17 protein-coding genes are annotated in these 19,468 nt (G+C 62.3%); 4 read left to right on the forward strand and 13 right to left on the reverse strand.

Annotation, left to right across the window (positions count from 1 at the left end; all coding sequences use genetic code 11):
* Positions 1-52 precede the first annotated feature (52 nt).
* Positions 53-883, reverse strand: coding sequence for a p-hydroxycinnamoyl CoA hydratase/lyase (locus A7317_RS14905; RefSeq protein ID WP_010567568.1), 831 nt, complete (start codon positions 881-883; stop codon positions 53-55).
* Positions 884-1,096: 213 nt separating this feature from the next.
* On the opposite strand from A7317_RS14905, the gene A7317_RS14910 reads away from it, so the two are divergent.
* Positions 1,097-1,585, forward strand: a complete 489-nt coding sequence (locus A7317_RS14910; RefSeq protein ID WP_024074615.1) for a MarR family winged helix-turn-helix transcriptional regulator — start codon at positions 1,097-1,099, stop codon at positions 1,583-1,585.
* Between the two features lie 5 nt (positions 1,586-1,590).
* Here A7317_RS14910 and A7317_RS14915 read toward each other — a convergent pair whose 3' ends face one another.
* Positions 1,591-2,907, reverse strand: a complete 1,317-nt coding sequence (locus A7317_RS14915) for an OprD family porin (RefSeq protein ID WP_081329207.1) — start codon at positions 2,905-2,907, stop codon at positions 1,591-1,593.
* Positions 2,908-3,212: 305 nt separating this feature from the next.
* Between A7317_RS14915 and mhpT the strand changes: the two genes are divergently transcribed.
* Positions 3,213-4,442 (forward strand): 3-(3-hydroxy-phenyl)propionate transporter MhpT, encoded by a 1,230-nt coding sequence (gene mhpT / locus A7317_RS14920; RefSeq protein WP_069076179.1) that lies wholly within the window; start codon positions 3,213-3,215, stop codon positions 4,440-4,442.
* On the opposite strand, the gene A7317_RS14925 is transcribed toward mhpT, so the two are convergent.
* The 3 genes from A7317_RS14925 to A7317_RS14935 all read right to left on the reverse strand — a co-directional run bounded on the left by A7317_RS14925 (position 4,439) and on the right by A7317_RS14935 (position 7,768).
* Positions 4,439-5,386, reverse strand: a complete 948-nt coding sequence (locus A7317_RS14925; protein ID WP_069076180.1) for a SphA family protein — start codon at positions 5,384-5,386, stop codon at positions 4,439-4,441. The genes mhpT and A7317_RS14925 overlap by 4 nt on opposite strands.
* Positions 5,387-5,467: 81 nt before the next feature.
* Positions 5,468-6,235, reverse strand: coding sequence for a coniferyl-alcohol dehydrogenase (locus A7317_RS14930; RefSeq protein ID WP_069076181.1), 768 nt, complete (start codon positions 6,233-6,235; stop codon positions 5,468-5,470).
* Positions 6,236-6,292: 57 nt separating this feature from the next.
* Complete coding sequence (locus tag A7317_RS14935; RefSeq protein ID WP_024074609.1) at positions 6,293-7,768, reverse strand: benzaldehyde dehydrogenase; 1,476 nt, start codon at positions 7,766-7,768, stop codon at positions 6,293-6,295.
* Between the two features lie 270 nt (positions 7,769-8,038).
* Here A7317_RS14935 and A7317_RS14940 point away from each other — a divergent pair, with 270 nt between their 5' ends.
* Complete coding sequence (locus A7317_RS14940; protein WP_069076182.1) at positions 8,039-9,796, forward strand: sigma-54-dependent Fis family transcriptional regulator; 1,758 nt, start codon at positions 8,039-8,041, stop codon at positions 9,794-9,796.
* Between the two features lie 105 nt (positions 9,797-9,901).
* Positions 9,902-10,513, forward strand: a complete 612-nt coding sequence (locus A7317_RS14945; protein ID WP_069076183.1) for a TetR/AcrR family transcriptional regulator — start codon at positions 9,902-9,904, stop codon at positions 10,511-10,513.
* A 19-nt stretch (positions 10,514-10,532) separates the two neighbouring features.
* Here the strand turns inward: A7317_RS14945 and A7317_RS14950 are convergent, their stop codons facing one another.
* The 8 genes from A7317_RS14950 to A7317_RS14985 form a co-directional block, all read right to left on the reverse strand.
* Complete coding sequence (locus A7317_RS14950; protein ID WP_069076184.1) at positions 10,533-11,012, reverse strand: DUF3237 domain-containing protein; 480 nt, start codon at positions 11,010-11,012, stop codon at positions 10,533-10,535.
* A gap of 42 nt (positions 11,013-11,054) precedes the next feature.
* Positions 11,055-12,158 carry a polyamine ABC transporter substrate-binding protein gene (locus A7317_RS14955; protein WP_069076185.1) on the reverse strand — a complete coding sequence of 368 codons (1,104 nt, stop codon included), beginning with the start codon at positions 12,156-12,158 and terminating at the stop codon, positions 11,055-11,057.
* A 40-nt stretch (positions 12,159-12,198) separates the two neighbouring features.
* Positions 12,199-13,536 (reverse strand): alginate export family protein, encoded by a 1,338-nt coding sequence (locus A7317_RS14960; protein ID WP_069076186.1) that lies wholly within the window; start codon positions 13,534-13,536, stop codon positions 12,199-12,201.
* Positions 13,537-13,653: 117 nt separating this feature from the next.
* Entirely contained in the window at positions 13,654-14,916 is a 1,263-nt protein-coding gene (locus A7317_RS14965) for a serine hydrolase domain-containing protein (protein WP_069076187.1), read from the reverse strand.
* 248 nt (positions 14,917-15,164) lie between these two features.
* A complete protein-coding gene (locus A7317_RS14970) occupies positions 15,165-16,775 on the reverse strand; it encodes a gamma-glutamyltransferase family protein (protein WP_069076188.1) in 1,611 nt (536 codons plus the stop codon).
* A gap of 17 nt (positions 16,776-16,792) precedes the next feature.
* On the reverse strand, positions 16,793-17,884 hold the full coding sequence (locus A7317_RS14975) for a polyamine ABC transporter substrate-binding protein (RefSeq protein ID WP_024074601.1): 1,092 nt from the start codon (positions 17,882-17,884) through the stop codon (positions 16,793-16,795).
* 20 nt (positions 17,885-17,904) lie between these two features.
* Positions 17,905-18,684, reverse strand: a complete 780-nt coding sequence (locus A7317_RS14980) for an amino acid ABC transporter ATP-binding protein (protein WP_024074600.1) — start codon at positions 18,682-18,684, stop codon at positions 17,905-17,907.
* Between the two features lie 2 nt (positions 18,685-18,686).
* Positions 18,687-19,463, reverse strand: coding sequence for an amino acid ABC transporter permease (locus A7317_RS14985; RefSeq protein WP_024074599.1), 777 nt, complete (start codon positions 19,461-19,463; stop codon positions 18,687-18,689).
* Between the last annotated feature and the right edge of the window lie 5 nt (positions 19,464-19,468).

Consider the following 19,468-nt stretch of genomic DNA (forward strand, 5'->3'; position numbering starts at 1 on the left):
TCGGGAATACGTTCAAGCAGGGTACAACGGCGCGGCCAGATGGCCGCGCCCTTCAGCGTTTATACGCCTGCAGGCCAGGCTTGATGCTCTTGTCGTCAAGGAACTGCTTCATGCCCTGCTCGCGGCCGCCTTCGGTGTCGAGCAGGCGCGACTGATCGAGCTTGGCGTAGAGGTAATCCTCGTTCTGCTCCCAGGTCAGTTCGCGGCAGCGCTTGAAGCCATGCTTGGCGGCACGCAGCACCACCGGGTTTTTCTCCAGCAGGTTGCGCGCCAGTTCAATGGTCACTTCGCGCAGTTGGGCCAGGGGCACGCTTTCGTTGACCAGGCCCATTTCGGCGGCTTTCTGCCCGCCAAACGTCTTGCCGGTCATGATGTAGTACAGCGATTGGCGATGGCCCACGGTATCGGCCATGGCTTTGCTCACCAGGTTGCCCGGTGGGATACCCCAGTTGATTTCCGAGAGGCCGAAAGTGGCTTCGTCGGCGCAGATCGCCAGGTCGCAGGCCACCAGTGGGCTGAAGCCGCCACCGAAGCACCAGCCATTGACCATGGCGATGGTGGGCTTGGCGTACATGCGCAGCAATTTCCATTGCCATTGCGAGGCTTCGCGGCGGATTTTCTCCTGGAGGATTTCCGGGCCGGCGTCCACCTCGCGAAAGTACTCCTTGAGGTCCATGCCAGCGGTCCAGGCTTCGCCGGCACCGGTCAACACCAGCACGCCGGCGGCAGGGTCCTGCTCGAGGGTTTCCAGCACGTCGATCATTTCCCGGTTCAGGGTCGGGCTCATGGCGTTGCGCTTTTCCGGACGATTGAGAATGACCCAGGCAATGCCTTCTTCGATCTCAACCTTGACGGTGGTCCAACGGCCTTCGTAATTGCTCATGGCGGTACGCTCTTGTTCTGGGTTTGAAGATGATTCGAAATTAAACCGCAAATATAGTTATGTCAATTAACTATTAATCCGCATAACCAATATTTTTTCGCTGTAAAACCTACGCTGTGCGGGCGTTATGAAAAGCCGGCATAGCCATGGCGCTCCAACCTCGGCAAACTAGATAGCCTTCTTAACCTCCACCTTCTGAGGATTGCACTGTTAATGGCCAAGCCTTCCAACCTCGCCGACGCCAGCCAGGCCCTGCCTGATCCCAACGAGGCACGCGTGCCAATGGATTCGGCCCTGGACGACCTGATCGGTTACGCCATGCGTCGCGCCCAGCTCAAGTTGTTCCAGAACCTGATTGGCCGTCTTTCCGACCACGACCTGCGCCCCGCCCAGTTCTCGGCCCTGGCAATCATCGAGCAGAACCCTGGCCTGATGCAGGCCGACCTGGCTCGCGCCCTGGCCATCGAGCCGCCCCAGGTGGTGCCGTTGCTGAACAAGCTGGAAAGCCGTGCGCTCGCGGTGCGAGTGCGTTGCAAGCCGGACAAGCGTTCCTACGGGATCTTCCTCAGCAAGACCGGCGAAACCCTGCTCAAGGAGCTCAAGGACATTGCCGCCCAGAGCGACCTCGACGCCACGGCCGCCCTCGACGGCCAGGAACGTGAAGAGCTGCTGCGCTTGCTGAAGAAGGTCTATCAGGACTGACCGGCTTACCAGAGCGCCACGGTGTAGAGCACCAGGAACCGGGTCTGGTTTTCATCGCGAAAGGCCGCGCCGCCTGGGAAGTCATTGCGGTAGATCGACTTGCGCGCCATCAACCCGACGTTCTTCAGCGGGCCGCTCTGGATCACATAGCCCAGCTCCATCTGGAACTCGCGCTCCTTGCGATCCTCGGCGTTGAACGCTGCCAGTTCGATGTTGTCGCCACGCACATACCGCAGCCGGCTCTTCAGCCCAGGCAGGCCCGATGCCGCGAAGTCATAGTCGTAGATCGCTTGCCACGTGCGCTCCTTGGCATTGAGAAAGTCCGAACTCATGGTCAGCTCACTCATGCCCATCAGCTCGGTGCCGGAGATATAGGGCGTGGCCGTCTGCCCACTGGAATGCATGTAGCCCAGGCTGAATCGGTGACCGCCCAGGCGGTAGCCGAATAACGCCGAGAGGTTGCGGTTATCCACGTTGCCCGCCTTGGCGCTGCCGTCCTCGCGACTGAAGAAACTGCGCAGGTCGCTGGTGAGCACGCCATCGCCCACGGGCAGATTGTGCAGCAGCGCCAGGGTGTCCTGCTGGTAGAGGTCCGCGATTTGCGAGTGATAGACGCGCAGGCTGAGGTCTTTGTTGACCTGGTAATCACCGCCCACGTACGCCAGGTGCGAGGTGGTGGCGGTGGGGTTGAAACGCCGGTTGGGCGAGGCGATGGTCATGGCCTGGTAGTCGGTGGAATCGCGCTTGTTGATGCGGTCGATGTAGCCGGTATTGAGGGTCAGGCCATCGATGTCCTTGGAGCTCAAGGTGGTGCCGCGAAAGGTTTGCGGCAACAGGCGCGAGGGGCTGGCAAAGGCGAACGGCAGGAAGATCGATACGTCGCCGGTCTTTACGGTGGTTTGTGCAAACCGCAACTTGGCGGTCGGTGCCAGGCGCGAGTATTCATCGGCGGCACGCTTATCACTGGCCGACACCGGCAACAACTCGGTGCCGCTGCGGTCCGGCGACGAGTCGAGCTTGACCCCCATCAGACCGCGGACATCCAGGCCAAAACCCAGCGGGCCTGGGGTATATCCCGACTCCAGGTTGACGATAAATGCCTGGGCCCATTCCCGCGCGGCGGTCTTCGCACCGTCGTCCTTGTAGTCGCGGTCCAGGTAGTAATTGCGCAGGGTCAACGTGCCGTGGCTGTCGTCGACAAAGCCTGCCGCCCAAAGCGGGGTGGGCAGCACGCTCAAGGCCAGCAACGCCATGAGCAGGCACGCAGGGTTGTTCGGCACACGGGCGACGGCTACAGCGTCTTCCATAGGGAGTTCTGGCATGTTCGTTGTCCATTTTTTGTTGTTGTTTTTGGGGTGGCACAGGCTCGGCCCACTGGGCTTGGCGAACAAAGAATGGAAACAGCCGACGCTGCTCGTCAACTGCGAATGACCGATAATCGAACATTAATAAAGATATCTATTTTTAAGTCGATCACAGATACGAACCACAACTACCTGTATTTAAAGTACTTATTTATTTATTTTGGCAATTTTCATCCGCCATTCATTTTTTAGTTATCTTTGTTATCTTAATCACCAGCAGCCATTCGTGCTTGCCACCACAACAAAAACAATGAGGTTTGCCCATGGACAGTCCATCGCGTCGTTCGACGCTGACTATCGCGTTGTGCTTTATCGTTGCGCTGATCGAGGGGTTCGATCTGCAGGCCGCCGGAACCGCTGCCGCAGGATTGCGCCAGAGTTTTGCCCTGGACCCGAAGATGCTCGGCTGGGTATTCAGCATCGGGATCATTGGCCTGCTGCCGGGGGCGTTCTTCGGTGGTTGGGTCGCTGACCGCATCGGGCGCAAGAAAATCCTGGTGATCGCCGTGCTGCTGTTCGGCCTGTTCTCCCTGAGCACTGCGTTTGTGGAAAGCTACCCGAACCTGCTGTTGGTGCGTTTTCTCACCGGCCTGGGGCTGGGCGCCGCGCTGCCCAACCTGATCGCGCTGTGCGCCGAAGCGGTCAGCGAACGCAACCGTGGTACCGCCATCAGCGTCATGTACTGCGGCGTACCGTTGGGGGGCGCATTGGCGGCCGTGGTGGCGATGTTTTCCAGTGAACACTGGCAGACCACCTTCATCATCGGCGGCCTGGCCCCCTTGCTCGCCGTGCCGTTGATGATCCTGTTGCTGCCTGAATCCACCGCCTTTCGCCAACAGCGCGACAACACCCCCGGCGCCCGCCCCTCCACCGGCCAGGCGCTGTTCGGCGAAGGTCGCGCCCGCACCACACTGGCCTTGTGGCTCAGCTACTTCTTCACCCTGACCGTGATGTACATGCTGCTGAACTGGCTGCCGTCGCTGTTGCTGGAGCAAGGTTTCAGCAAACCCCAGGCGGGCATGGTGCAGATGCTCTTCAATATCGGCGGCGCCCTGGGTTCGCTGCTCGGTGGCGTGCTGCTGGACCGGTGCAACGCCGTCAAAGTGGTGCTGTCCGTGTATGCCGGGTTGCTGGCGGCGTTGGCAGGGGTCGGGTTGTCGGTGGGCATCGTGCCCATGGCCATTGCCGGGTTTGCCGCCGGCCTGTTCGTCATGGCCGCGCAGTTGGTGCTGTACGCGTCGGCACCGCCCTCCTACCCCACCTCGGTGCGTGCCACCGGTGTCGGTGCAGCGGTGGCCGTCGGCCGCCTGGGTTCGGTAGCCGGGCCGCTGGCGGCCGGGCAACTGCTCGCCGCTGGCGCCGGCACCGCCGGGGTACTGCTGGCGACCTCCCCCGGCGTAGTGATCGCCGCACTGACCATCATCAGTGTGATGGTGCGTACGGCGCCACTGAACCTGCCCACCCCGGCAGCGGCCGGGCACACCAAGGCCTAGAACTTGTGCAGCCAGTTGAGCACCAGCTTGTTGCCCTGCGTACGGTTCTCAGCCTGCTGCTCGAAGTAAGCGTTCACCGATAGCACGTTCTCCTTGTTGAAGGCATAGACCAGGCCTGGGCCCACGGCCCAGACCTTCTCCCGACGCCCGCTCACGGCGTGCCCATCGACCTTGGTGTCGGTGATCTGCTTCAACCAGTAGCCGTTCACCCCCACGCTCAGTTGCTGGCTCAAGGCATATTGCAGCGTCAGGTTGGCATGCAACGCCTGGCCGGCCTGGGTATCGGAAACATCCCCAAAGCCGGCCTGCGGGTCATCATTCTTGCCATTCCACAGGTACATGAAACGCCCGCTCGCCGACCACTGCGGGTTGAACCAGTACGTCGCCGCGTAATACGGGTTGAATGACCAGAAATTGCTGCCGGGGTTGATCGAGCGCTTGCGGTCATAGGCCCCCACCGGCACCGAGATATCGGCTTCGACACGTTGGGTCAGCAGTGGGCTGCCATCGGCGCGGCTCAGGGTCGGCAGTTGCAGGAAGGGCCCCACAATCACATCACCAAAGCCAGCCCGCGAACTCAGCGCCGCATTGTTCAACCCATCGTCGACATCCACGTGGGCCAGGGAGGTGTTGATCAGGGTGAACCCCGGCATCGCACCATTGGCCAGGGGTTGGCCGAGGTAGATGATCTGGGTGGTAGGCGCCACCACCTCCAGGTCCTGCTTGGGCAATGCCAGCTTGTGGCCGTTGGCATCATTGAAGCGGCTGGCCCGGGAGTACGTCAGGTATTCCTCCAGGTACCAGCCCGGGCCGGCCGGCGCAGGTGAGCCGTCGTAGAAACTGGTGCTGCCCAGGTTGAGTCCGGGCAAATCGTAAGCGTGTGCAGTCGATGTCAGTGCGACAAAAGTCATGGCCGCAACCGCCCGCAAGATAGGCTTGAGCATCTTGTATGTCCTGTATTTTTGTTGTTGTTCAAGACCCCCGGCACGGTGGATCCGCACCGGGGTTTACCGCCGTTACAACCTTTACACGTAGGTCGCCGCCAACCCACCATCCACCGGCAGGTTGACCCCGTTGACCCAGCGCGCAGCGTCCGAGCAGAGGAAGGCGATCACCGCGGCCACCTCATCGGCCAGGGCCGGGCGGGTCATGCGCTGGTTGTCCGCGGCCACCCGCTCCGGCCCGAGCATGCTGACGAAATCGCCGAGAATCGGGGTGAACACCGGCCCCGGCGCGACGCAGTTGATACGTACCGAGTGATCACGAAACCAGCCCTGGGATTGCTGGAAGCTCCACACGATCAGCGCTTCCTTGAAGTACTGGTAACAGCTGGCCTGCTCCACCGGATTGGCCGCCAGCCACTGCTGCCCGGCCTCGAAGCTGTGCGTCGCGGCCAGGGCCTTGTGCAGTTCCAGGCGTTGCGGCCATTGCGCACCGAGGACCGAGGCGACATTGACGATGCTGCCGCCCGCCGGCATGCGTGGCAGCAGCGTTTGGGTGAGATGCCGCAACCCCAGGTAATTGACCTCGGCCACCGTTTGCACCGGCGCCGTACCGGGCACGCCGGCGATGTTGCACAGCCCATCGACGCGCGCCGGCAGGCGCGTCACCAGCGCATCGATGCTGGCCGGATCGCCCAGGTCGGCCTGGAAGAAGCCATCCAGGGTCAGTTGCGGTGCATGGCGATCGACACCGATCACCGTCGCCCCCTGGAAACGCGCGAGCCGTGCCAGCTCGGCGCCAATGCCGGAAGCGACACCGGTGACGATCAAGGTTTTGTTGTGCAGGTTCATGTTCAAGCCCTCTTGTTTTTGTATAGGCATGCGTGTTTCAACCCCATGGGCCGGGGCTTAGAAGGGATAGGTCGGCGGCGTATTTTTCACCGTGACCCATTGCCACTGGCTGTATTCGTCCCAGTCGGCCGGCCCGCCCACGCTGCCGCCATTGCCGGAGGCACCGCGCCCACCGAAAGGGTTGATGCATTCGTCGGCCACGGTCTGGTCGTTGATGTGCAGCAGGCCGCAGTCGAGCCGCTCGCCGATGGCCATGGCGCGCCCGACCGACGGCGAGATGATGGCCGCCGAGAGGCCGTACTCGGTGCGGTTGGCCAGTTCGATGGCCTCCTCGTCGGTGGTAAAACTGACGACCGTCGCCACCGGGCCGAAAATTTCATCCTCGAAGGCGCGCATGCCTGGACGCACACCACTGAGTACGGTGGGCTGGTAGAACAACCGGTCGTATTCGCCGCCCGCCTCCAACCGCGCGCCGGCCTGCAGGCTGTCGCTGACAATCTCGTGCACGCGCTGCAATTGCCGTTGATTGATCAACGGACCGAGTGCGGCTTCACCTCGCGCGGCATTGCCCACGGTCAGTGCCCGGGCCTTGTCCACCAACTTGCGCGTGAGGCGTTCGGCGATGGATTCATGGGCGAGAATCAAGCCGGTCGCCATGCAGATCTGCCCCTGGTGCAGCCAGGCGCCCCAGGCTGCGTTGCTCGCGGCCAGGTCCAGATCAGCGTCTTCAAGAACGATCAGGGGGTTTTTGCCGCCCAGTTCCAGCGCGACCTTTTTCAGATGCCGCCCGGCCACCTCGGCGACTTTGCGCCCGGCCGCCGTGGAACCGGTGAACGCGATCATCCGCACATTCGGGTCGCGGCACAGCGCTTCACCCGCCGGCGCGGCACCGGGCAATACGTGCAACAGCCCCTTGGGCAAACCCGCCTCTTCAAACAGCCGGGCGATGATAAAACCACCGCTGACCGGCGTCTGTGGATCGGGCTTGAGCACCACCGCATTCCCCGCAGCCAGGGCCGGCGCCACCGAGCGCAGCGACAGCACCAGGGGGAAATTGAACGGTGAAATCACCCCGACCACGCCATGGGGCTGACGCCGGGCGTAAGACAGGCGACCGGCCGCACTGGGCAGCACCAGCCCATGGGGTTGGGACAACAGCCCCGCCGCCTGATGCAGCAGCACAATGGCCTCGCGCACCTCGTGTTCGCCCTTGAACAGCGCGCCGCCGGTTTCCCGCGCGACGTACAGCGCCAGTTCGGCAAAGGCCTGCTGAGCCAGGTCCGCCGCCTTGCGAAACACCTCGGCGCGTTCCCGTGGGCCGAGGGCGGCCCATGCCGGCTGCGCCAGGGCCGCACTCCGGCAAGCGATGGCGATATCGGCCGGGTTGGCCATGGCGCACTGCATCAACGGCTCGCCGGTGGCCGGTTCGATCACCGCGCTCAGGGCTCCCGAAGCGGGTCTCCAATCGCCGTTGAACAGGCATTCGGACTCAAGGGCCCGCTGTAGAAAATGGGTGGTTTCAGACACTGACATGGCAACTCCCGGTTCTTGTAATTGTCATCGCCTGCACACTGTGCAAACGCCGCATCAAGCCTTGAGCAAAGGCTGTGCCGCTTGCACACCCTGGCGCTGACATAACGCGCCGAAGGCTCTGGACCAAGGGTTGCCACGCACGGCCCATGGACACCCCGCAGCGCGGCGGTAAAAACCAGGCCGCTGGCACTTGTTCAATTGATAAGGTTATGTTTAATAACTATCTTCGCAGTTGCTCATATCGTTCACTCGCTTTGCAGGGGCATAACAATGACTAATCCCCACAGCGCGCTGCCCGACGACCGGGTGGCCACCGCGTCTTACCATCCGAGGGGCGATAGCCGCCAACTCAGCGACAGCAGTTCACCGACGCCGGCGGAACTGACCGACTGCCTGTTCTTTTCTCCCGAAGACGGGCGGATCTGGCTCAACGATCAACGTATGTTGTTGCTGCACAGCTCGTCGTTTGGCGCCCTGCGCAGGGAGGTCATCGAGCGCCTGGGGCTGGAACAGGCGCGCGGCCTGTTCACCCGTGCCGGCTACGCGTCCGGTGCGCGGGATGCCCGGCTGATCCGCGAACGCTGGCCACAGGCGGATGCCGCAGCCGTGTTTCGCGCCGGCACACATCTGCACACCCTGGAAGGCATGACCAAGGTCGAGCCCCTGCACTTCAAGTTCGACGCCGACTCAGGCTTCTACGAAGGCGAATTTCTCTGGCACCACTCGTGCGAAGCCGACGAACATGTAGGTGCCTATGGCATCGGTCAGGATCCGGTGTGCTGGACAGAAACGGGCTATGCCATCGGTTTCGTCAGTGGCCTTTTCGGGCAAATGGTGATTTTCCGCGAAGTGGAGTGCCGCGGCATGGGCCACCGAAGTTGCCGGGTGATCGGCAAGACGGCCGAGCAATGGGGCGACGTCGAGCAGGACCTGCGCTACCTGAATGTGTCCCAGACCGTCAGCCGCCCCGCCGCCGCCCCTACGCTCGATAGCGCAATGGGCAACCGTGCCAGCGGCAGCCAGCCACCGCCGTTGGTGGGCGCCAGTGCCGCGTTCAATGCCGCGATGCAGGCCCTGCAGCGCGTCGCGCTGACGCCCGCCACCGTGCTGATCAGCGGTGAGTCAGGGGTGGGTAAGGAGATGTTCGCACGCCAGTTGCACCAGCTCAGCTGTCGCCGTGACAGCCCGTTCGTGGCGCTCAATTGCGCGGCCATCCCGGATAACCTGATCGAAGCCGAACTCTTCGGTGTCGAACGTGGGGCGTATACCGGCGCGACACACTCACGTCCCGGACGTTTCGAGCGAGCCCAGGGCGGGACACTGTTTCTGGATGAAATCACCAGCCTCAGCCTGACCGGGCAAAGCAAACTGCTGCGGGCCTTGCAGGAGCGCGAGATCGAACGGGTCGGCGGCGTGCGCGGCATCAAGGTGGATGTGCGGGTGGTCGCCGCTACCAACCTGGACCTGCGCAAAGCCGTCGCTGACGGCACGTTTCGCGAAGACCTGTTCTACCGGCTGAATGTCTACCCCATCGCCCTGCCGCCCCTGCGGGAACGCCGCGACGACATCCCGCTGTTGATCAACGCGTTCCTGACGCGCTTCTGCCAGGAATATGCGCGCACCCCCGTGGGCCTGACCATGCGCGCCCTGAAGGTGTTGCTGCGCTACGACTTCGCGGGCAATGTGCGCGAGCTGCAAAACCTGATCGAGCGCGGCCTGATCGCCAGTAACGAAGGCCAGGCCATCGACCTGGTGCACCTGTTTCGCAACGAACCAATGCCGGCCGATCCCTACGGCCTGGACGATCACGGCAGCCTGTCAAACACCGGGCAAGTGCCCCGCCCTGCACTGTTGGATACGCTTGGCCAACTGGAACAGGGGTTTTCCATCGAGGGCCTGGAATCGCGCCTGATCAATGAGGCGCTGCAACAGAACTCAGGCAACCTGGCCGCTGCGGCCAGGCTCGTGGGACTGAGCCGGGCGCAATTTGCCTACCGCCTGAAGAAACATCGGCGGCAGGCGCCTTGAATGGCAATTAGAGCTTTAAAAGCTTTACCCAATTAAGTATTTTGCAGGGATACCGGGCCGACAAGCGCCTGGTGCCCCTCTTTTTACTCGTGACAAGGACCTCCCGTGAGCGGACTGCGTGAACGTCAGAAAGCCGAACGCCGGCAAGCCATTAGCAAGGCGGCGATCGAACTGTTCGAGCGCCAGGGTTTCCAGAACACCACCATCGAACAGATCGCCAGCCAGGCCGGGGTGTCGCCGCCCACGGTGTTCAAGTACTTCGGCAACAAGCAGGAAATCATCCTGGAAATCCTGCACCACGCCGATCAACGCGCCATCACTGACACGCGCAGCCTGATCCGGGAAATAGAGGATCCGGTCGAGGCGCTGTGCTACCTGGAACGGCTGCTGACGGGTTATGCCTTGGAAGTCATGCACCCCAGCCTGTGGCGCGAACTGCTGCCATTGATCCTGTTCGGTGGCAGCAATGAACTGCCCGAAGGTTATCGGGCCATGAACGATGCGCTCAGGGCCGAAATCAGCGAGCTGCTGCGCGAACTGCAACGGGCCGGCAAGCTGCGCCCGCAACTCGATGTGGAGTTGGCCGCGTTCCTGCTGAACGACTATTCGCACCTGCAACTGTTCCGGCTGGTGAACCAGGAACACCCGGATATCGACGCGCACTCTACCCAGGTCCGGCGTATCACCGAGTTGCTGTTCTACGGAATGCAGGCCTGAAAGCTTTCAGGGTCGGGGCTCAGTAAAAGCGATAGCAACGAATCACCACCTGGTCGGCGCCCGGGTAATGCACCAGGCCGATAAAACTTGAACGGGTGAGCCAGTCCAGCCGCCCCTTGGGCACCTGGAACACCGGCGTGCAGGTGCAGCGGTACTCCGTCTCAGGAATCGGCCATTGGCCGTCGCGCTCCAACTGGCGCCCATACTCGGTCATGCTCAGCACCCCCAGGTTACGGATGTTGATCACCTCACCTTCGTCGGTCCTCAAGCTGTAGCGGGCATCCAGTTGACCGACGCCATCCGGGCGCAAAAGAAAGCAATCTTCTCCGCCCACCAGGACCTGGCCGCTGATGCCGACCCCGTCGAAATCCCCGCCCACAATCGGGTAATTGCAGCGCAGGCCTTCAATGCTGTCGCCCAGCATCACACCCGGCCCTATCGCGACGCGAAGGGTCAGCACCCGCTGCAAGTTGGGGGCAATGTCCATCCGTTCAGTCATGGCAAGCTCCAAGCCCGGCGCGCACGCACCGGGCCACACTGATCAGCGGTTGCTCTTGATGGCGGTCCAGGTGCGGGTACGGATGCGTTCCACCGCAGCCGGGATCGGCTCCAGGGCGAACAGGGTCTTGCGCGCGGGCTCCGGCACATACATGTTGGGGTTGTTACGGATGCTGGCGTCCACCAGCGCGGTGGCGTCCTTGTTCGGGTTGGGATAGCCGATTTTGTTGCTGATGCGCGCAATCACGTCCGGGCGCAGGATGTAATTGATGAACACATGAGCCTCTGCAAGGTCGGGCGCGTTGGCCGGGATCATCATCACATCCGACCACATCGGCGCGCCTTCCCTCGGCAATGCCATTTCGACCTTGACGCCCTTGCCAGCGGCATCCGCCAATTGCTTGGCCAGCGCGACACCGCCGGACCAGCCCACGCCCACACAGATATCACCGTTGGCCAGGTCCATGCCGTAGCGCGACGAGTTGAAGTAGGTGATGTAAGGGCGAATCTTCATCATTGCGGCCTGAGCCTGCACATAGTCCTCGCGCTTCTGGCTATTGGGGTCGAGGCCCTTGTAGTGCAAGGCAATCGGCAGGATCTCGTTGCCGGCGTCGAGGAAGCCGACCCCGCAGCTGGCGAGCTTGGCGAGGTTTTCTTCGTTGAAGATGATGTCCCAACTGTTCATCTGCACGTCGGGGCCCAGGGCTTTGCGCACCTTGTCGACGTTGTAGCCGATCAATGTGGTGCCCCACAGGTAAGGCGCGGCGTAGCGGTTGCCGTTGTCACCCACAGCTTCCAGGGATTGCATGAACTGCGGGTCCAGGTGCTGCCAGTTCGGCAACTGCTTGCGGTCCAGTGGCTGCACCGCTCCGGCGGTGATCAAGTGCCCCAGGTTGGCGGTGCCGGGGAACACCACGTCATACCCGGAGTTGCCCGTCAGCAGCTTGGACTCCATGGTTTCGGAACTGTCGAACACATCGTAAATCGGACGAATGCCGGTTTCGTCCTGGAAGCTCTTGAGCACTTCGGGCGGCAGGTATTCGATCCAATTGTAGATCCGTACCGTCCGCTCTTCAGCCAGGCAAAAACCACTGATCAGCAACGAAGTGACAGTGCCCAGCAAGGTATTACGCAAAAACCTGTTCATGATCCAAACACTCCAGCGCGGCCACGATGGCTCGCGGCACTTAATAGCGATAGGTGAAATACAGTTCCAGCGCACTGAACGTCTGGTCATCGCCGAATACCTGTTTGGCGGCGGCCAGTGGCTTGACCCAGTTGTAGGACAGCGACGTATAGAACGACGGCGTGGGCGTCCAGTCGAGGAAAACCACACTTTCGTCAGCAAAGCGCCGATCGCTGACCGGTGCGCCCATGTAGTTTTTCTCGTCCAGCCAGAACTGGTAGTGGATCGCGCCGAGGGTCAGGGTTTCGTTGAGGTGGGTCTTGAGGGAGAACTGCTGGACGTTTTCGTTGCTGTTGAACAGCAGGTAGTTGCCGACCACGTCCCCGACCAGCCAGGTGCTCCAGTCGACGAAGCCTTTGCTCAGTGGGTCCCAGGCTTTTTGCCGGTTGTCGGTGAGGTTGTCGTCGCCGGAAAAGCTCGCGTAACGGTAGCCGAGGATCGGCGTCAGCGGCACGGTGCTGAAGGCGTAGTCGGCCTGGGCGTACCAGGCGTTGGCATCGTAGTCGACCCCCTCGCCGCTGCCGCGCTCCAGCGCGTACTCGGCATTCAGCGTCAGCGCCTGTACGCCGGGCACCTTGGCGTTGAGCGCCCGCAGGTTGTACACCTGCATGCCGTCCCGACGGCGCGGGAGCGTGCTGCCCCTGGGGCCAAGGGCATTGACCTTCATGGCCATGGCGCCGAGCGTCACCTGGTCATCGAGGTTGTAATCGAGGTTGACGCCGGTCATGCGGAAATCGCCCAAGTCATCATCGGTGCGCAAGGTGAAGGCCTGGGACTTCAGCGCGCCATGATCCCAGGCGAGGATCGCCGAATCCTTGAACGCGGTTCGCGGGCCGAGCCAGTAGGCGCCATCCTTGTATTGGTCGAGGTTACCGTCCATGACGATGAACCCCGTACCGATCATGTAGTTCTGGCGGCCGGCGGTGAACTTCCATTCGCCGGCGCGGAAACCGCCGTAGAGTTCTTCGGCGGCGACCCTGCCGTCGGAGCTACGGCTGAAGCCCCCCGCATCGCCATCGCCAAACGTGCTCGCGCCCACCAGGGAACCGCCCGCCAGCAGGCTGAAGTCCGGTTGCAGCGCATACTCGAGTTTGACCCCGGGTTTTACGTAGACCTCTTGCCAGTTGATCCTGGCGCCGCCGTTTTTGCCGTTGCGCGCATCGACCTGGCCGCTGCCGAAGTTGACGCCACGGGTAAACAGCGTCGCCCCGCCCACCGTGAGATTGACTTCACCCTTGAGATCGCCGTCCTCAAAGGTGTAGCCCGCCAACGCGACATGACTGGTCAGGGGTAAGCCGAGCGCTAACAGCGCTCGGGAAAAACGCTTGGTGAAAACCATAAGAAGCTCCTGTGGAATTATTGTTGTTACAGGGCAGTCAATGGCGACGCAGAGCGCCGCCAACACCTGGGCAAGCCAGGTGAATAGAACGCAAAACTCTTATTTTTTAGGCGTGGGTCAGTGACTCAGTTGCGCGGCGATCGCGCGCAGCATGCGCACGCTGTCGTTATCGAACGGGCTGACCGCATCGGTGAGCGACGATTGCTTGACGATCACCACGCCGGACGGCTTGTCGATAAACAGGTATTGGCCGTGGATGCCCCCAGCCATCAGGGCTTGGCTGTGGTCGTTGAACACGTACCACTGGCTGCGATAGGACGCACCCGGCGTCCAGCTCGAGAACTCGGCATTTTGCGCGTAGACCGAAGGATCAGCGCCGGCGGCGATACGGGCCACGGTCTCGGGCGACAGCAGCTCAACGCCGTCCTGGTGACCGTCGTTGGCCAGCAGGCGGCCGAAACGTGCCATGTCTCTCAAGGTTGCGCTGAAGCCCGCCCCGGCCACGTTACGGCCCCAGGGATCGGCCATGAAATAACCATCGCGGTCGCATCCCAGGCGAACCCAGATCTCTTCCAGCATCTGACTGCAGGCCTTGCCCGAGGCACGTTCCATGACCCATGCCAAGGCTTCGGTGGTTGCGGTCACGTAATGGAAAAAACCACCGTGGCTGCCGCGCTTCTTGAGAGACGGCAAGTACTGGTACAACGAGTCGAACTGGGCGTACTGCGCCGGTGCCGGTTGAAAGCCGCAGGCATAACCATACTGCGAGCTCTCAGAGCTGGGGTCGTCATACACCTCGCTGTAGTCGATGCCCACCGCCATATCGAACAACTGACGCACCGTGGCATCGCCAAACGCACTGCCCACCAGCTCAGGCACGTAGTACGCGACGGACAGCTCGGGCTTGAGCGTGCCGTTGGAAACCAGCTGTTCACCAAGGGTGCCGATCAGCGACTTGGTCACCGAGAACATGATGTGCCGGTCATCCGCACGCTGACCGTTGAAGTAGCGCTCGAACAACACCGTGTCGCCCTGCAGCACCAGAAAGGCGTCGGTCTGGCTGGCGACAAGGTGTTCGATAACACTGATGCTCAACCCGCATTCGCTGTCGAAACACAGCTGATCCAGCGCGTTGGGCGCTTCCTTGAGCTGACCGGCAGGCCCTGGACCCGCCGCCACATCGATGGTGGGACGCAGCCGCGCCAGATGACGGAAGCCCCACTGGCTGAAGGGTGCGCGCATCCAGTTGTGCCACGTGACTCGGTGTTTGGGTTCGGCGGGGAAGCCCTGCATCAGCTGGGGGGTGATGCGATTGGCCGAGGGCGACTCAGTGGCCTCGATGTAAAGAGTCGCAAGAAAAGACGGGGGTGTATGACTCATCGGGATAACCCTGAAGATGACTCTGCATGAAAGCAGATGCAGGGAAATAATTACCCGATATTTTATTTTAGTCAATAAAACTTTTTATCAAGAAACGCTAATTCCACCGCCTTTGAATCCCAGCGGATTGCCGGCTGCGGAGGATGCCGCTGCCGGGCAATCTGGGCCGAAAGCCCGTGCCATAGGAAAGCCTCGACGACCCGCTACGAGTCGCCGTGACATGCTCAGACGAGGGCTGCGCCAGGCGGTTACCACACGGCAATATGGGAGTCCGCCCGCGGTTCAGTGCCTGCGCAGAGCACCCCGCTGACCGGGTCGCGCAGGATGATTTGCCCACGCCCGTAGTCGGTCAGGTCGCTGGCGATCTGCACGTCATGCCCACGCCGGGCCAGGGCATTGGCCAGGTCACGGGAGGCGCCCTGCTCGATGCCGACCTTCATGTCGCCCAGCCATTGCCAGCGTGGCGCATCCAGCGCGGCCTGGGGGTTGAGGCCGAAGTCCACCAGGTTCATCACCATCTGCACGTGGCCCTGGGGCTGCATATAGCCGCCCATCACGCCGAACGGGCCAAGGGCTTGGCCATCCTTGGTGAGGAAGCCGGGGATGATGGTGTGGAAGGTTTTCTTGCCCGCGGCCAGGCAGTTGGCGTGGGTCGGGTCGAGGCTGAATTCCTGCCCACGGTTCTGCAGCGCAATGCCACTGTCGGGCAGCACCACGCCGGAGCCGAAGCCGTGGTAGTTGCTCTGGATGAACGAGACCATATTGCCTTCAGCGTCCGCCGTGGCCAGGTACACCGTGCCGCTGGCGTGCGGGTCACCGGGTTTGGGCGGCTGTGCCTGTTCGCCGATCTGCGCGCGGCGGCGCGTGCTGTAGTCGTCGCTGAGCAGGTCGGCGACTGCCACGCGCATATGCAGAGGGTCGGTGATGTAGTGCAGGCCGTCGCTGTAGGCGAGCTTCATCGCCTCGAGCTGGCGGTGCCAGGTCTGTTGGCTGTCGCGGTGATCAAAGGTGAAGCCTTCGAGGATTTTCAGCGCCATCAGCGCCACCATGCCCTGGCCGCTCGGTGGGATTTCCCACACGTCCACGCCACGGTAGTTGATGTGGATCGGGTCCACCCACTGCGCGCGGTAATCCTTGAGATCACTGGCGCGCAAGTAGCCACCGCTGGCCCGCGAATGGGCATCCAGGCGTGCGGCCAGGGCGCCGCGATACAGGCTTTCGCAACGGCTGGTGGCGAGTTCTTCCAGGGTGCGCGCCTGGGCCGGGTTGCGGAAGATCTCCCCTGCCCGAGGCGCGCGGCCGTCGATCAGGAAGGTATCGAACCAGGCGTCCAGCACCGGGTCGCGATGGGGGGTGAATTCATCCAGCGCGATCTGCCATTGATGGGCAACCACCGGCGACAGCGGGAAACCATCACGCGCCAGGCTGATGGCCGGTTGCAGCAGCTCGGCAAACGGCAGCTTGCCGAAGCGTTGCGACAGCTCCGCCCAGGCCGACGGGCAGCCGGGCACGGTGACCGGGGTCCAGCCGTACAGCGGCATCCGATCGTGCCCCGCGGCCTTGACCGCGTCGATACTCAAGGCGGCCGGCGCGTGGCCGTTGCCGTTCAGGCCGTGCAACTGGCCCTTGCACCACACCAAGGCAAAGGCATCGCCGCCCAGGCCGCAGCCGGTGGGCTCCACCACCGTGAGCGCCGCCGCCGTGGCAATCGCCGCGTCGATGGCATTGCCGCCCTTTTGCATGATCTCGATACCCGCCTGGGCGGCCAGGGGCTGGGATGCGGCGACCATGCCGCGACGCGCGAACACGCACTGGCGTTGCGATGGATAGGGGTACTCGTGAGCAGAAAATTTCAACATAGCAAAGGCTCTTCGATTTATTGGCCGGATTTGATCCGGTTCCATTCCCGGGTCATCAGGCGCTGGATGTTTTCCGGCAGGTCGGCGGAGACAAAGGTGTGGCTGATGACGTCATCGCCGGGGTAGATCCCCGGGTTACCGCTGACCTTGGGGTCCATCAGCGGCGTGGCGTCCTTGTTCGGGTTGGCGTAGCCGACGTAGTCGCTGATCGGCGCGATCACGTCGGGACGCAGCAGGTAGTTGATCAGGGCGTGGGCATTGGCTGTGTTACCGGCGTCCTTGGGAATCGCCAGCATGTCGAACCACAGGTTCACGCCTTCCTTGGGCATCAGGTAGCGAATGTCGATATTTTTACCGGCGTCCTTGGCCCGGCTCTGAGCCTGCATCACGTCGCCGGAATAACCGACGGCCACGCAGATATCGCCGTTGGCCAGGTCAGCGGTGTATTTCGACGAGTTGAAGTAGGTCACCGACGGCCGCAGCGCCATCAGGCGTTTGGAGGCTTGCTTGTAGTCGTCGGGCTTGACGCTGTTGGGGTCCAGGCCCAGGTAGAGCATGACCTGGGGAATGATCTTCACCGGCGCATCGAGGAAGGCCACGCCGCAACTTTTCAGCTTGGCCAGGTTGCCAGGCTCGAAGACCATCGACCACGAGTCCAGCACCACGTCCTTGCCCAGCACGGCGCGCACTTTTTCTGCGTTGTAGCCGATGCCCACGGTGCCCCACATATACGGCACGGCGTAGCGGTTGCCGGGGTCGGCGGCTTCCAGGCGTTGCATCAGGCGCGGGTCGAGGTGCTTCCAGTTATCCAGCAGCGCGCGTTGCAGCGGCTGGTAGGCGCCGGCGCGAATCTGCTTGGACAGGAACTGGCTGGACGGCACGACCACGTCATACCCCGAGTGCCCGGAAAGCAACTTGGCTTCGAGCATTTCGTTGGTGTCGAAAATGTCGTACTGCACCTTGATGCCGCTGTCTTTCTCAAAGTTCTTCACGGTGTCGGGGCCGATGTAATCGGACCAGTTATAGACCTTCACCACCGACTCGGCGGCCTGGGTCACGGGGACAAGGGCGGCACAGCACAGAGCAGCAAACAAACGCGATAAACGCATGGTGATTTTCCTTGCAAGGGTCATAACACGCGGCTGAGAAAGGCCCGGGTACGCGGGTGGCTGGGGTGGCTGAAAATCTGCTCCGGCGGGCCTTGTTCGATGAGCTCCCCCTGATCGAGCACCACCACACGGTCGGCCACTTCACGGGCAAAGCCCATTTCATGGGTGACCACCACCATGGTCATGCCCTCTTCGGCCAGCGTCTTCATGACCTGCAGGACTTCGCCGACGGTTTCCGGGTCGAGCGCGCTGGTGGGTTCGTCGAACAACATGGCCTGGGGTTTCATTGCCAGGGCACGGGCAATCGCGACCCGTTGCTGCTGGCCACCGGAAAGCATCGATGGGTAATGGCTGGCCTTGTCCGCCAGCCCGACCCGTGCCAGCAAGCCATGAGCCTGTTCCAGCGCCTCGGCACGCGGTACGCCGAGCACCTGGATCGGGGCTTCGATGATGTTTTCCAGGGCAGTCATATGGGGGAACAGGTTGAAGCGCTGGAACACCATGCCGATGTCGCGACGTTGCCGGGCAATGTTGCGCTCCGAATCGCGCACCAGGCTGCCGTCGCTGCGCTCGCGATAACCCATGGCGCGGCCGTTGACGCGGATGCGTCCAGCCTGGATGTCTTCCAGCAGGTTGATGCAGCGGATAAAAGTGGTCTTGCCGGAACCGGAGGCGCCAATCAGCACCACCACCTCGCCGCGTCGCACCTGCAGCGAAATCCCCTTGAGAATCTGCAGCGTGCCGAACGATTTGTGGATATCCAGGGCTTCGATGATCAGTTCTTCACTTTGGTGCGCCATGGTTAACGTCCCCTCAGCAATTTCAGGGTGCTGCGGCCGAACATGCGGCTGGATGCCGGCGGCGGTGCGGCAGGCCGATCGGACTGGCTGAAACGCGTCTCCAGCCAGCGCTGGAAAAAGCCCCACAGGGTCGTCAGCGTCAAGAAGTAGAGCGCGACCACCAGATACAGCTCGAATACGCGAAAGGTCGCCGAGGTGATCATCTGGGTGCTGAGCAGCAACTCTTGCACGCCAATCACACTGACCAGGGTGGTGTTCTTGAGCATCACATTGAACTCGTTGCCCAGCGGCGGCACGATCACCCGGAACGCCTGAGGCAACACGATGCGGCGCATCAGCTTGGCGAACGGCATGCCCAGGGAGCGCCCGGCTTCATACTGGCCCTTGTCCACCGCACCGATGCCGGCGCGGATGATCTCGGCCATGTACGCCCCTTCATTGAGGCCCAGGGCAATGATCGCCGCCTGGATATTACCGGGCACGACCAGGCCGAACAGCGCAATGTCCTCAAATCGGAAGATGCCGCCCGCCGCCAAGGCCGTGTAGAGAAAGACGATCTGCACCAGCAACGGCGTACCGCGCATCAACCACACATAAAAACGCACCGGCAGGTGCAACAGCGGGTTTTTCGACAAGCGCAGCAGCGCGGCCGCCAGCCCCAGGACACAACCGAGCGCCATCGCCAGCACGCTGATCAGGCAGGTCAGCCAGAGCCCGGTGAGGTACACCCCGCTCGGCTGCAACAGGTACTGCCAGAACACATCCCAATTGAAATTCATCGCTG

Origin of the sequence: Pseudomonas fluorescens (genome assembly GCF_001708445.1) — a bacterium.
GTDB classification, from domain to species: Bacteria; Pseudomonadota; Gammaproteobacteria; order Pseudomonadales; family Pseudomonadaceae; genus Aquipseudomonas; species Aquipseudomonas gorinensis.

Bases quoted from the DNA above. Each gene is read 5' to 3' on its own strand.
- A7317_RS14905 (WP_010567568.1), bottom strand. From the start codon at position 883: ATGAGCAATTACGAAGGCCGTTGGACCACCGTCAAGGTTGAGATCGAA.
- A7317_RS14910 (WP_024074615.1), top strand. From the start codon at position 1,097: ATGGCCAAGCCTTCCAACCTCGCCGACGCCAGCCAGGCCCTGCCTGAT.
- A7317_RS14915 (WP_081329207.1), bottom strand. From the start codon at position 2,907: ATGCCAGAACTCCCTATGGAAGACGCTGTAGCCGTCGCCCGTGTGCCG.
- mhpT (WP_069076179.1), top strand. From the start codon at position 3,213: ATGGACAGTCCATCGCGTCGTTCGACGCTGACTATCGCGTTGTGCTTT.
- A7317_RS14925 (WP_069076180.1), bottom strand. From the start codon at position 5,386: ATGCTCAAGCCTATCTTGCGGGCGGTTGCGGCCATGACTTTTGTCGCA.
- A7317_RS14930 (WP_069076181.1), bottom strand. From the start codon at position 6,235: ATGAACCTGCACAACAAAACCTTGATCGTCACCGGTGTCGCTTCCGGC.
- A7317_RS14935 (WP_024074609.1), bottom strand. From the start codon at position 7,768: ATGTCAGTGTCTGAAACCACCCATTTTCTACAGCGGGCCCTTGAGTCC.
- A7317_RS14940 (WP_069076182.1), top strand. From the start codon at position 8,039: ATGACTAATCCCCACAGCGCGCTGCCCGACGACCGGGTGGCCACCGCG.
- A7317_RS14950 (WP_069076184.1), bottom strand. From the start codon at position 11,012: ATGACTGAACGGATGGACATTGCCCCCAACTTGCAGCGGGTGCTGACC.
- A7317_RS14955 (WP_069076185.1), bottom strand. From the start codon at position 12,158: ATGAACAGGTTTTTGCGTAATACCTTGCTGGGCACTGTCACTTCGTTG.
- A7317_RS14960 (WP_069076186.1), bottom strand. From the start codon at position 13,536: ATGGTTTTCACCAAGCGTTTTTCCCGAGCGCTGTTAGCGCTCGGCTTA.
- A7317_RS14965 (WP_069076187.1), bottom strand. From the start codon at position 14,916: ATGAGTCATACACCCCCGTCTTTTCTTGCGACTCTTTACATCGAGGCC.
- A7317_RS14970 (WP_069076188.1), bottom strand. From the start codon at position 16,775: ATGTTGAAATTTTCTGCTCACGAGTACCCCTATCCATCGCAACGCCAG.
- A7317_RS14975 (WP_024074601.1), bottom strand. From the start codon at position 17,884: ATGCGTTTATCGCGTTTGTTTGCTGCTCTGTGCTGTGCCGCCCTTGTC.
- A7317_RS14980 (WP_024074600.1), bottom strand. From the start codon at position 18,684: ATGGCGCACCAAAGTGAAGAACTGATCATCGAAGCCCTGGATATCCAC.
- A7317_RS14985 (WP_024074599.1), bottom strand. From the start codon at position 19,463: ATGAATTTCAATTGGGATGTGTTCTGGCAGTACCTGTTGCAGCCGAGC.